At 63.8% G+C, this 12,408-nt stretch carries 13 protein-coding genes and 2 tRNA genes; 8 read left to right on the forward strand and 7 right to left on the reverse strand.

Annotated elements, in window-relative coordinates; all coding sequences use genetic code 11:
* Positions 1–4 precede the first annotated feature (4 nt).
* The 8 genes from ABD283_RS02125 to ABD283_RS02160 all read left to right on the forward strand — a co-directional run bounded on the left by ABD283_RS02125 (position 5) and on the right by ABD283_RS02160 (position 6,580).
* Positions 5–1,483: a DUF2079 domain-containing protein gene (locus tag ABD283_RS02125; protein ID WP_344223421.1), complete on the forward strand. Its 1,479-nt coding sequence runs from the start codon at positions 5–7 to the stop codon at positions 1,481–1,483.
* Positions 1,484–1,639: 156 nt separating this feature from the next.
* On the forward strand, positions 1,640–3,643 hold the full coding sequence (locus ABD283_RS02130) for a DEAD/DEAH box helicase (RefSeq protein WP_344223422.1): 2,004 nt from the start codon (positions 1,640–1,642) through the stop codon (positions 3,641–3,643).
* Between the two features lie 116 nt (positions 3,644–3,759).
* Positions 3,760–3,831: transfer RNA gene (locus ABD283_RS02135), tRNA-Thr, on the forward strand.
* 55 nt (positions 3,832–3,886) lie between these two features.
* Positions 3,887–3,960 (forward strand) — tRNA-Met (locus tag ABD283_RS02140).
* 100 nt (positions 3,961–4,060) lie between these two features.
* Positions 4,061–4,510 carry an FAS1-like dehydratase domain-containing protein gene (locus ABD283_RS02145; RefSeq protein WP_344223423.1) on the forward strand — a complete coding sequence of 150 codons (450 nt, stop codon included), beginning with the start codon at positions 4,061–4,063 and terminating at the stop codon, positions 4,508–4,510.
* A complete protein-coding gene (locus ABD283_RS02150) occupies positions 4,510–4,986 on the forward strand; it encodes a MaoC family dehydratase (protein ID WP_344223424.1) in 477 nt (158 codons plus the stop codon). The genes ABD283_RS02145 and ABD283_RS02150 overlap by 1 nt, the downstream gene beginning before the upstream one ends.
* A 17-nt stretch (positions 4,987–5,003) precedes the next feature.
* Positions 5,004–6,122, forward strand: coding sequence for a UDP-N-acetylmuramate dehydrogenase (locus ABD283_RS02155; RefSeq protein WP_344223425.1), 1,119 nt, complete (start codon positions 5,004–5,006; stop codon positions 6,120–6,122).
* 14 nt (positions 6,123–6,136) lie between these two features.
* Complete coding sequence (locus ABD283_RS02160) at positions 6,137–6,580, forward strand: PGPGW domain-containing protein (RefSeq protein ID WP_344223426.1); 444 nt, start codon at positions 6,137–6,139, stop codon at positions 6,578–6,580.
* Here the strand turns inward: ABD283_RS02160 and asd are convergent.
* The 7 genes from asd to ABD283_RS02195 form a co-directional block, all read right to left on the reverse strand.
* Entirely contained in the window at positions 6,555–7,691 is a 1,137-nt protein-coding gene (gene asd / locus ABD283_RS02165) for an aspartate-semialdehyde dehydrogenase (RefSeq protein ID WP_344223427.1), read from the reverse strand. The two genes, ABD283_RS02160 and asd, sit on opposite strands and share 26 nt — an antisense overlap.
* Before the next feature lie 42 nt (positions 7,692–7,733).
* Positions 7,734–8,078 (reverse strand): GNAT family N-acetyltransferase, encoded by a 345-nt coding sequence (locus ABD283_RS02170; RefSeq protein ID WP_344223428.1) that lies wholly within the window; start codon positions 8,076–8,078, stop codon positions 7,734–7,736.
* Between the two features lie 85 nt (positions 8,079–8,163).
* Positions 8,164–8,736, reverse strand: coding sequence for a dihydrofolate reductase (locus ABD283_RS02175; RefSeq protein WP_344223429.1), 573 nt, complete (start codon positions 8,734–8,736; stop codon positions 8,164–8,166).
* On the reverse strand, positions 8,733–9,554 hold the full coding sequence (locus ABD283_RS02180) for a thymidylate synthase (RefSeq protein ID WP_344223430.1): 822 nt from the start codon (positions 9,552–9,554) through the stop codon (positions 8,733–8,735). The genes ABD283_RS02175 and ABD283_RS02180 overlap by 4 nt, the downstream gene beginning before the upstream one ends.
* A gap of 87 nt (positions 9,555–9,641) precedes the next feature.
* The gene (locus ABD283_RS02185; RefSeq protein WP_344223431.1) at positions 9,642–10,589 is read right to left on the reverse strand and encodes an NUDIX hydrolase; all 948 of its coding nucleotides are present in this window, start codon (positions 10,587–10,589) and stop codon (positions 9,642–9,644) included.
* 89 nt (positions 10,590–10,678) lie between these two features.
* Positions 10,679–11,602: a mycothiol synthase gene (gene mshD / locus ABD283_RS02190; protein WP_344223433.1), complete on the reverse strand. Its 924-nt coding sequence runs from the start codon at positions 11,600–11,602 to the stop codon at positions 10,679–10,681.
* Positions 11,603–11,636: 34 nt separating this feature from the next.
* The gene (locus tag ABD283_RS02195; protein WP_344223434.1) at positions 11,637–12,320 is read right to left on the reverse strand and encodes a winged helix-turn-helix transcriptional regulator; all 684 of its coding nucleotides are present in this window, start codon (positions 12,318–12,320) and stop codon (positions 11,637–11,639) included.
* Positions 12,321–12,408: the final 88 nt, after the last annotated feature.

A 12,408-nucleotide genomic window follows, 5' to 3' on the forward strand; every position in this document is an offset into this window, starting at 1 on the left:
CGCTGTGGCCTTCACACTTCTCTACACCGTCTTCTCGCTCACTCAGTGGTACCGCTGGGACGTGCCATCGTGGGACAACGCGATCTTCACCCAGCTGCTGCAGTCCTACTCTGCCGGCCAACCGCCCGTGGTGAACATCAAGGGGCACGGATTCAATCTGCTCGGCGATCACTTCCACCCGTTACTAGCGGTGTTGGCACCCGTTTACTGGCTGTTTCCCTCCGCCCTGACGTTGCTGATCATCCAAGATGTGCTGTTGGGGATATCGGTGGGCATCGTCACCTGGTGTGCCGCTCGTGCGCTCAGCCCAGCGCCCGCGGCGGCGATCGGAGTGGCCTACGGTCTCAGCTTCGGTTTGCAGGGTGCGGTGGCGGTGCAGTTCCACGAGATTTCGCTTGCCGTGCCCCTTCTGGCCCTCAGCATGTGTGCCCTGAGGGAGCGGCGCTGGCTCGCGGCCGCCATGTGGGGCGCTCCGGTTGCCCTGATCAAAGAGGACCTGGGGATGACGGTTGCGGCCCTCGGTGCAGTGATGTTCGCGCACGCATTCAGGCCCGCGGCGCGAGTGTCACGGCGGTTGCTGAATCGCGTGTATGAACCGGTGGCCGGCCCTGAGCCGGGGGCGCAAGCGGCGTCGTCGGCGGGAGAATTCAGCACCGCGCTGAGCCGGACGGCGCAGCAACCGGCCGTGCTGGGAGCTCTCCTGATGCTGTGGGGTGTGGGGCTTAGCCTGCTCGCTGTGTGGGTTGTTCTTCCCGGGCTCAACCCCAACGATTCCTTCGCCTACGCGGACAAATTGGACGTCGCCGGAATCCTGCGCGACCCGGCCGGAGCGGTGATCTCCTTGTTCGTACCGGAGCAAAAGCTTGGCACCTGGCTGTTGACGCTTGTGGCCGGGGCGATCATTGCGGTGCGCTCGCCGTTAGTGCTGATCGCCCTGCCCACGTTGGCCTGGCGCATGCTCTCGCCCAATCATGGCTACTGGGGTTCGGGCTGGCACTACAACGCGGTGATCATGCCCATCATCTTCATCGCCCTGGTCGACGCCGTGGTGAGACTTCGCGCCTCCGGTGGAGGCACTGGTCTGCGCAATGTGCTCGCCAAGAGTGGGCCTTTGGCGGCCTTGGTTGCTGCCTTGGTGGTCGCCACCCAGCAGCCTCTCGCTCAACTCGTGACGGGTGAGGCCTGGCGTGAAGATCCGAGGGCCGGCGTCAAACACGCCACTGTCCAAGCGGTTCCTGAAGGCGCCTCGGTGGCCACTGACCTCACACTGATCAATGGGCTGGTGTCCCGAGCGGACGTGCACTGGGTCGGTAATCCCGGGGATCCCGCCCCCGAGTACGTGGTGGTCGACCGAGAGGGCGGAACGTGGGGAGAAGACCCGCCGCAGGATGTCGCCGCATACGCGGAGGAGCTGTACGAAGAGAGATACGTCACGGTACGTGACGAGGCGAACATCATTCTGGTGGAACGCGAGTCTCCGTAACGCGGAGATGTGCGCTAGACTGGGGCGTTATCATTCCGGTTTTTATGTCCTCATTAAATCGTTTCGCCGTAGCAGGCATGTCGATCAGAGGCACACGCGGTAGGACCGCACGCGCCGGTGTCAATCATTTCCACCCCACCGAAGCGAGGTTCGCCCATGCCTACTGAATCCACCCCTGAAACTGCTGCAGAGCTTGAAACGCCCACCACTACCGAGGCTCCCCAGGTCGCTGAAAGCGCTCCCGAGCCCGCCGAATCCAAGCCCGACACCCCCACTTTCGCCGAACTCGGTGTAGACGGCCGCATCCTCGCAGCCCTCGATGATGTGGGATACGAGTACCCTTCGCCCATTCAGGCAGCCACCATTCCCGCATTGCTGAGCGGTCGCGACGTGGTGGGCCTGGCCCAGACCGGTACCGGTAAAACCGCGGCTTTCGCGGTTCCTGCGTTGTCCAAGCTGGCGGAACTGTCCGACCTGCACGGCCCGCAGCGCTCCACCCGCGTGCTGGTGCTGGCCCCCACCCGTGAGCTCGCGCTCCAGGTGGCCGAGGCCTTCGGTTCCTACGCAACGCACCTGGACGATTTCACCGTGCTGCCCGTTTACGGCGGCTCATCCTACGGCCCGCAGCTGGCCGGCCTGCGCCGCGGCGCTCAGGTTGTGGTGGGTACCCCCGGTCGCGTGATCGATCACCTGAGCAAGGGATCCCTCAAGCTCGATGACATCGCGTACGTGGTGTTGGACGAGGCCGACGAGATGCTCCGTATGGGCTTCTCCGAGGACGTCGAGAAGATCCTCGGCCAGACCCCGGTCGAGAAGCAGGTCGCCCTGTTCTCCGCCACCATGCCCAAGGCCATCCGCCGGATCGCTCAGCAGTACCTGCGCGACCCCAAGGAAATCACGGTTAAGGCCAAGACCACCACGGGTACCAATACTCGTCAGCGCTTCATGCAGGTCATGGGCCCGCACAAGCTCGACGCCATGACCCGTGTGCTCGAGGTCGAGGACTACGACGGCGTGATCGTCTTCGTCCGTACCAAGGCCGCCACGGAGGAAATCGCCGACAAGCTCAAGGCCCGCGGTTACACCGCCGCCGCGATCAACGGTGACATCCCGCAGAACCTGCGTGAGCGCACCGTGGATTCGCTGCGTGACGGCAAGGTGGACATCCTGGTCGCTACCGACGTCGCGGCCCGCGGCCTGGACGTCGAGCGCATCTCCCTGGTCGTCAACTACGACATTCCCCACGACACCGAGTCCTACGTGCACCGCATCGGCCGTACCGGCCGCGCGGGCCGCAAGGGCGAGGCCATCCTCTTCATGACCCCGCGGGAGAAGTACCTGCTGCGCGCCATCGAGAAGGCCACGCGTCAGCCGGTGGAGCAGATGCGTATGCCGTCCGTGGAGGACGTCAACCGCACCCGCAAGGAGAACTTCGCGAACCAGATCGCGGAGACCATCGAGACCGAGGATCTCTCCTTCTTCCGTGAGCTCGTGGAGCAGTACGAGAACGAGCACGACGTTGACGCTGCGGAGATCGCCGCAGCGCTCGCCGTGATCGCCCAGGCCGGTCGCCCGTTCCTGGCCGAAGAGCTTCCCGAACTGCCACAGCGTAAGCGTGACCGTGATCGTCGCGAGGGTTCTGACGGGCCCCGTAGCGGCGGTGGGCGTCGCGGCGGTCCCGAGGCCGGTATGCGCACCTACAAGCTGGCTGTTGGTCACCGTGATCGCGTGGCCCCCGGTGCCATCGTGGGCGCACTGACCCATGAGGGCGGTTTGAACGGTTCGCAGATCGGCGCGATCGATATCCACCCCAACTTCACGTTGGTGGGTCTGTCCGAGAACTTGCCCGCGGGCACCATGGACAAGCTGTCCAATACCCGCATCAACGGCTCCCCGATCCGCATCCAGGAGGATCGCGGACCCGGCGGTGGCGGCGGATCTCGCGGCGGTTCCCGTGAGGGTGGCCGGTTCCGCGACCGTGACGGTGACCGCGGTGGTCGTTTCGACCGCGGTGGCCGTTCGGATCGCGGTGGCGACCGTGGTGGGGACCGTGGCGGCTTCCGCGGCGGCGACCGCTCCCGCGGCGGTGGCTCCTCGTACCAGGACCGCCCGCGCAAGAAGGGCTTCCCCAAGGGCAACGGCGGCTTTCGCGACCGCTGATAACCCCTGTTGACCGCCCGGTTCAGGGCGGTCAACATCCCGCGGATACTCTGCGGATTCGGTGAGTTCACCTCGTTTTTGCAACTCGCCAAAATGCTGTTAGAGTTTTCCGCGTTGCCCCGATAGCTCAGTGGTAGAGCGCCATCTTGGTAAGATGGAGGTCCCGGGATCGATTCCCGGTCGGGGCTCTCATGTTGAGGGCCTGCGGCTTGTGCAAACGAGCCGCAGGTTCGTTCATGAAATGGCGGTGTAGCTCAGCTGGTTAGAGCGCACGACTCATAATCGTGAGGTCGACGGATCGAGCCCGTCCACCGCTACTTCCAAGGCGTCGTTCCACACGGAACGGCGTCTTTTTCTATGCCGTGACGATCCTCCCAGTAGGCTGAGGGAAATTCTTCCGACCGACCGAGGAGAGCCATGGCCATTTCAGAAGAGGTGGTGGGCCGGACATATCCGGCCGCACCCGTCTACCAGGTGTCCCGAGAGAAGATTCGTGAGTTCGCGTCTGCGGTCAAGGCCACGGACAGCGTCCACTTCGACGTTGAGGCTGCCCAGGCCGCTGGCTACGACGACCTCGTGGCCCCGCCCACCTTCGCGATCATCGTGTCCCAACGTGCCGACGCCGCTCTGATCCAGGATCCGAGCGCGGGTATCGACTTCTCGCGCGTGGTCCACACCGAGCAGCGCTTCACTCACCATCGCCCCATCGTGGCCGGAGATGAACTCCTCGCAGCCGTCACAGTGGACCAGGTCCGTCCGCTGGGCTCCGGGGCCATGATCACCTCTCGCGTGGAAATCACCACGCTCGGGGGAGAGCAGGTAGCAACCACCACGTCGTCGCTGTTGGTACGCGGGGAGGATCAGTAATGAACATCGCATTCGACCAGCTCGAAAAAGGTCAGTCCATCGGTGAGCGCACCGTGCCGGTGTCCCGCGCGGACCTCGTGAAGTACGCCGGTGCCTCCGGGGACTTCAACCCGATCCACTGGAACCAGGATTTCGCCCAGAACGTGGGGCTTCCCAACGTGATCGCTCACGGCATGTTCACCATGGGTGCGGCCGTGGGGCTGGTGACCGAGTGGGCCGGTGACGCGGGCGCCGTCGTCGACTATCAAACGCGTTTCACCAAGCCCGTGGTCGTGCCCAACCGGTTTGACGGTGAGGTGGAGCCGAGCACGGAACTGTCCGTGAGTGGTGCGATCGGCGTGGTGGACGAAGAGGCCCGCACTGTGCGCGTGGACCTCACCGTGACCGCGCCAGATCTGGCCGAGGAGGGCGCGGATCCTTCGGAGGTCAAAGCGCTCAAGGTCTTGGTCAAAGCCCAGGTTGTTGTGAAGTTCTAGCACTAGAGTTAACCATCATGAACGCACCCCGATTGGCCGATCTGACCACCACTGCGGTGGGAGGCCCCGCGACCCGTTACGTCAAGGCGGAAACCGAAGATCAACTGGTCGAGGCGGTGGCCCAAGCTGATCGGGCAGGGGAGCCGGTCCTGGTCGTGGGTGGCGGTTCCAACATCTTGGCCTCGGACAGCCGCTTCGAGGGAACGGTGGTGCACGTTGCCACCCAGGGCATTGCCGTGATTGACGAGAACGCAGCCCAGGGAACGCTGGTGGAGGTTCAGGCCGGGCACTCGTGGGATCACACAGTGCTGTGGAGCGTGGAACAGGGGCTGGCCGGCTTGGAAACCCTTTCGGGCATTCCTGGCACCACCGGGGCCACTCCGGTGCAGAACGTGGGCGCGTACGGCACCGAGGTCTCACAGACCATCGAGAGCGTGCGCACGTGGGACCGGCAGTCCGGTGAGCATCGAACCTTCACCATCGCTGAGCTGGAGTTCTCCTACCGGGATTCCGTCCTCAAACGCAGCATGGAACATGGCTCACCGCGCTACGTGGTGCTCTCCGTGGCATTCCGCTTGCTCCCGCAGGACGTGGGGCTGCCGGTGCGTTACGGACAGCTGGCTGCCGCGCTGGGAGTTGAGATCGGTGAGTGCGCCCCTCTGGACACTGTGCGTGACACCGTACTGCGGTTGCGCGCGTCCAAGGGCATGGTGCTCAACCCGGAGGACCGGGACACCTACAGCACCGGTTCGTTCTTCACCAACCCCATCGTGGATGATCCCGCCCGATTGGAGAGCATCCCGGACGATGCCCCGCGCTATCCCGTGCTCGATGCCTCGGGGCAAGAAATCCCCGGGTCCACCAAGCTCTCCGCAGCATGGCTCATCGATCATTCCGGGTTCGCGAAGGGGTTCGGATTGCCCGGTTCCCGCAATCAGCAACTCGACCTGGACGGTGAATCCGTGGCGAACGGCCGTGCCGCGCTCTCGACCAAGCACACACTGGCGATGACCAATCGCGGCGGAGCATCATCCGAGGATCTTGCAGCACTGGCTCGCACCGTGCGCGACGGCGTGGAGCGCGTGTACGGCGTGCGTCTGGTTCCCGAGCCGGTCCTGGTGGGGCTGAATCTATAGGTGCTAGCGACACGATGAGCTCCGAACTTCACGAGGAGATCCGTCGCGGCGAAGAAGGCGGGCGCATCCACCGGGCCGTCCTTCGTGTCCGGGCGTTCTCCAACCGCCACCCCGCACTCCGCGTCCTTCACAAGGGCGTGGTTACTGTCCTGGGCGGGGTGTTCGTGCTCCTGGGCATCATCATGTTGGTGACGCCGGGGCCGGGATGGCTCGCTATTTTCCTGGGTATCGGGCTGTGGAGCACCGAGTTCGCGTGGGCCCATCGTCTCAACCAACGCGTCAAGCGCCTTGCCCTCAATGCCTGGCGCTGGTGGTCCAACATCGTGTCTGAATGGCGTCTTCGTCGCGCCCGCGACAAACCTCATCACCTAGTCCAAGGGCCGCGACACTTACGTGCCACGGCCCCGGATTCGAACGAGAACTCAACGGGAACTACAGGGTTCCGGTCACGATCTTGAGCATGCGGCGCAGGGGCTCTGCGGCACCCCACAGCAGCTGATCTCCCACGGTGAAGGCGGAGATGTACTCCGGCCCCATGGAGAGCTTGCGAATACGGCCCACGGGGATGTCCAACGAACCGGAGGCTGCCACGGGGGTCAATTCCTCCATGCTGGCTTCCTTGGTGTTCGGGATGACCTTGGCCCACTGGTTCTCGGCGTCGATGATCCGCTCGATCTCCGCGACCGGGATGTCTTCGCGCAGCTTGATGGTAAGCGCCTGGGAGTGGCTGCGCATCGCGGCGATGCGCACGCACAGACCGTCAACGGGGATGAGGTCCTCGCCGGAGCGGCCCAGGATCTTATTGGTTTCGGCCTCGGCCTTCCACTCCTCGCGGGACTGGCCGTTGCCCAGATCGGCGTCGATCCAGGGGATCAACGAACCGGACAGCGGAACACCGAACTGCGAGGCGTCCAATTCGCCGGAACGCTGCTTGGCGAGCACCGCGCGATCGATCTCGAGGATGGCGGAGGCGGGGTCGACGAGCTGATCCGACACCGAATTGTGGATGTCGCCGAACTGCTGAATGACCTCGCGCATGTGGCGGGCGCCGCCGCCGGATGCTGCCTGGTAGGTCATGGACGTGGTCCACTCCACCAGGTTGTTGTTGAACAGCCCGCCCAGGCCCATGAGCATGCACGAGACGGTGCAGTTGCCGCCGGTGAAGTTCTTGACACCGCGTGCCAGGCCGGCGTCGATCACGTCGCGGTTGACCGGGTCCAGCGGGATGATGGAGGACTCGTTCATGCGCAGGGTGGACGCGGCGTCGATCCAGATGCCGTCCCAGCCGGCGTCACGCAACTTGGAGTGAACGGCCTTGGTGTAGTCGCCGCCCTGCGCGGTCACCAAGATGGGCAGTGCGGACAGCGCCTCAATGTCGTAGGCGTCCTTCAGCGTTCCGGTGTCACCCAGACCGTCAATGGTGGGTGCGGTACCCCCGGCGTTGGAGGTGGAGAAGAACACGGGATCGAGGCTTGCGAAATCGTTCTCGGCGCGCAGACGGTCCATCAGAACGGAACCGACCATGCCGCGCCAGCCGATGAAGCCTACGGCTGAAAGTTGTGAAGTCATGCCGCCCAGTCTATCGACCGACAAATAGGGCGCGAATCACGGTTACTCCTGGTTGCGCGGGTCCGGCGTATCGGCCACCAGGTCCTGGTATTGGGGGAACCGCTGCAGGTAGTCGAGCACGTAAGTGCAGGTGGGGCGGATCTTCACACCCTGCTCGCGGAACTGGTCGAAGACGAAAGTCACCAGGGTGCGCGCGTAGCCCTGGCGTCCGAACGCCTCAGCCACAATGGTGTGCTGCACGTCCACAGTTTCGTCCTCAAGGATCTCAACACCCAGGAAGCCGATGAACTGCTGGTCGTCCCACAGCTCATAACGACCGAGGTCGGGGTTGGCGCGCAGGTCGAGCGTGGGGCTCTCGTGGATGCTCGGTGTGGGGCCAGTGGTCACGGCAACTCAATCCTCCAAGGTTGATGTGGTCAAGATCACGCTATCGCATGTACTTGGGCCGCCGCGCATCGAGTCGCGCGAAGACTCACGACCGTGTGTATTCGTCCACGCGAAAACGAGGACCCTTGCTGGACTCGGCCCAGTCGGCCAGCTCGCGACGCTGCCACGAATCATCCAGCCGCGGCGCCACGGTGTCCCCGTCCACGGCCAGATCCACGGTGGTCACGAACGCTCGAGTGAGCGGCAGAGTCTCGTGTGCGAGGGCATCGGCCCAGATACGGGTCCCGCCAATGGCCCAGATGTCACCGTCCGGTTCGGCGAGTAACGATCGGGCCAGGTCCAGGGCTTCCGCGTACGACGCCGCCGTCCACACGTTCTCCTGGTCGCTCGCCACGGTTTCCGGGCGGCTGGTCACCACGATGTTCGGCCTGGCCGGGAGCGGGCGGAATTTCGGTGGGAAGGACTCCCACGTGCGCCGTCCCATGATGACGGGGTTTCCCGTGGTCGTGATGGAGAAGAACCGCAGGTCCTCGGGCACGTGCCAGGGAATGGTGCCGTCCTTGCCGATCACACCCTGGGGGCTCTGGGCCCAAATGGCTCCCACGGTGGGCCCATCCTGGTTCCAAGCGGGGCGAGAACTGGAGTCTGGTGCACTCATACGGCCACCGGCGCCTTGATCCCGGGGTGGTGCTGATAATTGACCAGCTCGAAGTCCTCGAATTCGTAGTCGAAGATGGACTCCGGCTTACGCAGGATCTTCAACTGCGGATACGGGTACGGCTCGCGTGCCAGCTGCTTGGTGACCTGTTCCACGTGGTTGTTGTAAATGTGGCAGTCACCGCCCGTCCAGATGAATTCACCGGGGACCAAGTCGCACTGCTGGGCCACCATCATGGTGAGAAGAGCGTAGGAAGCAATGTTGAACGGCACCCCCAGGAACAGGTCCGCCGAACGCTGGTACAGCTGACAGCTGAGCGCATCCGGGCCGTCTTCGCGGGGCTGAACGTAGAACTGGAACAGGGCGTGGCACGGCGGCAACGCCATGTTCTCAACCTCAGCAGGGTTCCACGCAGTCACGATATGGCGCCGCGAATGTGGTGACGTCTTGATGGAGTCCACCACGCGGGCGATCTGGTCAATGGTCTCACCGTGGCCGGCCGGCCAGCTGCGCCACTGCACTCCGTAGACCGGGCCCAGGTCACCGTTCTCATCCGCCCATTCGTCCCAGATGCTCACTCCGCGTTCCTGCAGCCAGCGCACGTTGGAAGAGCCGGACAGGAACCACAACAGTTCCAGCGCGAGAGATTTGAAGTGCACGCGTTTGGTGGTCAGCAGCGGGAAGGACTCGGACAGGTCGTAGCGGATCTGGCGCCCGAACACGGACCGTGTACCCGTACCGGTGCGATCGGACTTGAGTGCGCCCTCGGCCATGACCTCGGCCAGGAGATCTTCGTAGGGCGTGGGAATGACAGACATGGTTTCCTTCGTGCTGAACGCGGCGCCGGGGGACGGAACCGAACCCGGGTGGCCGTGTTGAGAGCCGGTGGCGGTGTTCTGTGCGGGTCAGTCGTCGAACGGGGTGATGATTTCACAACTGACGGCGCGGTCTTTTTTGTTCCGTGGCATCTGCAGCACCACCATTTCGCCGGGGGACAGATACGGATCCGAGTCCGGCAATTCGTCGCTCAGCGAGCCGGGCATGTGGCGGGACAATACCTTGAAGGCCGTGGGTAGTACCGGCCGGTGCGTGCACAGCACCACGGGATGTTCGGTGTCGAAGAGTTGCTCGACAATGGCCGCAGCCTTCTTGGGTGAGCGCTTGTGGGCGGCTTCGGTCAGCTGGGAGCGTTCTTTGACCTTGGCGTTGTACTTCTTGGCGAACGGGATCACGGTGGACATGCAGCGCAACCACGGAGACGTGATGACCCTGCGAGGCTGCCATGCGGTCAGCAAACGCGTGACGGCCAATGCCTGTCGCTTGCCGGTGGCGGCCAGTGGCCGCTCGCCTTCCGCGCGCTGCCACGAGGAACGGGGCTTGGCCTTGGCATGGCGCACGATGATCACGGGCCGGGTAGCCAAACTGCCGTGGCGGTGCAACCGAACCAGCTCGTCGAGAGGTTCGCGGTCATCGGCATTGGTCAACATCTTGTGTGCTTGATCAGTGGATACCCACCGGAGTTCGTCCACTTCACCGTGATCAGGTTTAGCTTTCACAGTGGAGGAGATCTCGGCGGCCCAGTACTTCACCAGCTTTGACTGTCCCTTGACCTGGTAACGGATGGACGGCAGCGGTACTCCCAGCCGAACGGACAGGCCAACTTCTTCTTGCAGCTCACGGACTGCGGTTTCCGGAAGGGTCTCACCGTTGTCCTGCTTGCCCTTGGGCCAGGACCAGTCGTCGTAACGCGGTCGGTGAATGACCAGCACTTGCAGTTCGCCTGCGCTGAGACGCCAGCACAAACAGCCTGCGGCGTAGATGTCGATCTTCCCGGAGGCATTACTTTTCGCCATGACCCGCTCTCTGTCTGAAGGACGAGGTAGCGCACGCGTAACACCCCGTGGGGTGGAGCGGCGCCTCTGAAGATGCTACCGGTGATCCGCTATCCGTTGATCTCGCCTCGGAACATCACGTCCAGGTGCCAGCGTTCGAAACCGAGCTTTTCGTACAGTGCCATGGCAGCGGTGTTGTCCCCGTCCACGTAGAGCATCACGTGCTCCAGGTCCTGCTCTGCAAGGTAGTTGATGCCCGCGGCTGTCAGAGCTTTGCCGAGCCCCTTGCCTTGCTGTTCCGGGGAGATGCCCACCGCGTAGACCTCGCCCATTGCGGGCGAGCCGTCCGAAGCCGGGTGAATCTTGGTCCAGTGGAAACCCTGGATGTCCTGCGGGTCATCCGTCCGCACGGCCAACAGGAACCCGGGCGCGTCGAACCACCCCTCGGCCTCCCTCTGGCGTAGATCGTCCAGAGTCATTTTTCCTTGCTCCGGGTGATCGGAGAAGGCCTGGGAGTTGACCTTCAACCACCCGTTCTCGTCGCGATCCACCTCGAACGGCCGGATCTCCAGACCCTCCGCCAGGTCCAAGGGAAGGGGGAGGTCGGAGGCTCCGTGCAGCGGCCGCTTCAAACGGTAGAGGTCTCGCACGGCACTCAATCCGTAGGTTTCCGCGAGTCGCTGGGCCCCAGGATGATTGCCGTGCGCCCATGCCTCCACGGTGCCCTCGACCTGACCGCGCACTTCTCGGGCGATTGCGGTGCCAATTCCAGCGCCGCGATGGTCTGGGTCGACCACCAGCTCAACCGTGAAGGTCGAGGCCTGGTCCGGATCGGGATTGATGACAGCAATCCCCACGAGTGCGTCGCCATCGGTCGCGGTGACCGAGCGAAGCCCCGCCTTGGCAGCCCGCACATCCACGAGCGTCTGGTCCGAGAAAGGTGGATCGCCGTCGGCGCGAGCAGCTCGCTGAGCCAACTCCGTCAGGGCTGCGGAATGAGCTATTCCGTCCTGGCTGAGAATGGTCACTGGCATGACATACCTCCACTGTGAGCGGTTGTTCGGCGTGTCAGGACTCGCTGTCCCGACCCGCCGTGAAGCTGTACCCCACGTTACGCACCGTGGTGATCAGGTGCTCATGATCGGCCCCCAATTTCGCGCGCAGCCTTCGGATATGGACATCTACCGTGCGCGTTCCGCCGTAGTAGTCGTAGCCCCACACTTCGGAGAGCAATTGAGCCCGGGTGTATACCCTCCCCACGTTCTGCGCCAGAAACTTGAGCAGTTCGAATTCCTTGTAGGTGAGGTTGAGGGGAGTACCACCGATCTTCACGGTGTACGAGCCGTCATCGATGGTCACATTGCCGGCGCGGATCAGTGTCTCGTCCTCGGAGTCCTCGACAGTTCTGGAGCTCGCCAAACGCAGCCTCGCCTCGACTTCCGCGGGTCCTGCGTCGGACAAGACCACGTCCGTGACACACCACGACGCCGCCACGGCCGCCATTCCGCCCTCGGTCAAGACCATCAGCACGGGAAGGGAAGTGTCCCGGGCGGCCAGAGTCTGAGCGGTGTTGCGGGCGGCCACGAGGTTGGCGGTGCCGTCCAGAACCACCACATCCGGTCGTTGTACACGTCTGAGTGAACCGGGGGAGCTGAGGGGTACCACTTCCACCTCGTGCGACAGCAGTTCCAGGCCGGGCAGGACACTGGAGAGCGCGTTGGTTTTATCGCTGAGCAGCACAATTTGAAGCACGGATCATCCCGGTGATGGTGAGGGGAGCCCCCGCAGGAGTTCTCCGGCGGCTGTGATTCACATTATAAATAGTCGGCAGGCCCATGAG

Origin of the sequence: Kocuria atrinae (assembly GCF_039531425.1) — a bacterium.
In the GTDB taxonomy this organism is placed as follows: Bacteria; Actinomycetota; Actinomycetes; order Actinomycetales; family Micrococcaceae; genus Kocuria; species Kocuria atrinae.

Excerpts from the sequence above, each read along its gene's own strand:
- ABD283_RS02130 (WP_344223422.1), top strand. The coding sequence starts at position 1,640 with ATGCCTACTGAATCCACCCCTGAAACTGCTGCAGAGCTTGAAACGCCC.
- ABD283_RS02155 (WP_344223425.1), top strand. The coding sequence starts at position 5,004 with ATGAACGCACCCCGATTGGCCGATCTGACCACCACTGCGGTGGGAGGC.
- mshD (WP_344223433.1), bottom strand. The coding sequence starts at position 11,602 with ATGCCAGTGACCATTCTCAGCCAGGACGGAATAGCTCATTCCGCAGCC.
- ABD283_RS02175 (WP_344223429.1), bottom strand. The coding sequence starts at position 8,736 with ATGAGTGCACCAGACTCCAGTTCTCGCCCCGCTTGGAACCAGGATGGG.
- ABD283_RS02145 (WP_344223423.1), top strand. The coding sequence starts at position 4,061 with ATGGCCATTTCAGAAGAGGTGGTGGGCCGGACATATCCGGCCGCACCC.
- ABD283_RS02160 (WP_344223426.1), top strand. The coding sequence starts at position 6,137 with ATGAGCTCCGAACTTCACGAGGAGATCCGTCGCGGCGAAGAAGGCGGG.
- ABD283_RS02185 (WP_344223431.1), bottom strand. The coding sequence starts at position 10,589 with ATGGCGAAAAGTAATGCCTCCGGGAAGATCGACATCTACGCCGCAGGC.
- ABD283_RS02150 (WP_344223424.1), top strand. The coding sequence starts at position 4,510 with ATGAACATCGCATTCGACCAGCTCGAAAAAGGTCAGTCCATCGGTGAG.
- ABD283_RS02180 (WP_344223430.1), bottom strand. The coding sequence starts at position 9,554 with ATGTCTGTCATTCCCACGCCCTACGAAGATCTCCTGGCCGAGGTCATG.
- asd (WP_344223427.1), bottom strand. The coding sequence starts at position 7,691 with ATGACTTCACAACTTTCAGCCGTAGGCTTCATCGGCTGGCGCGGCATG.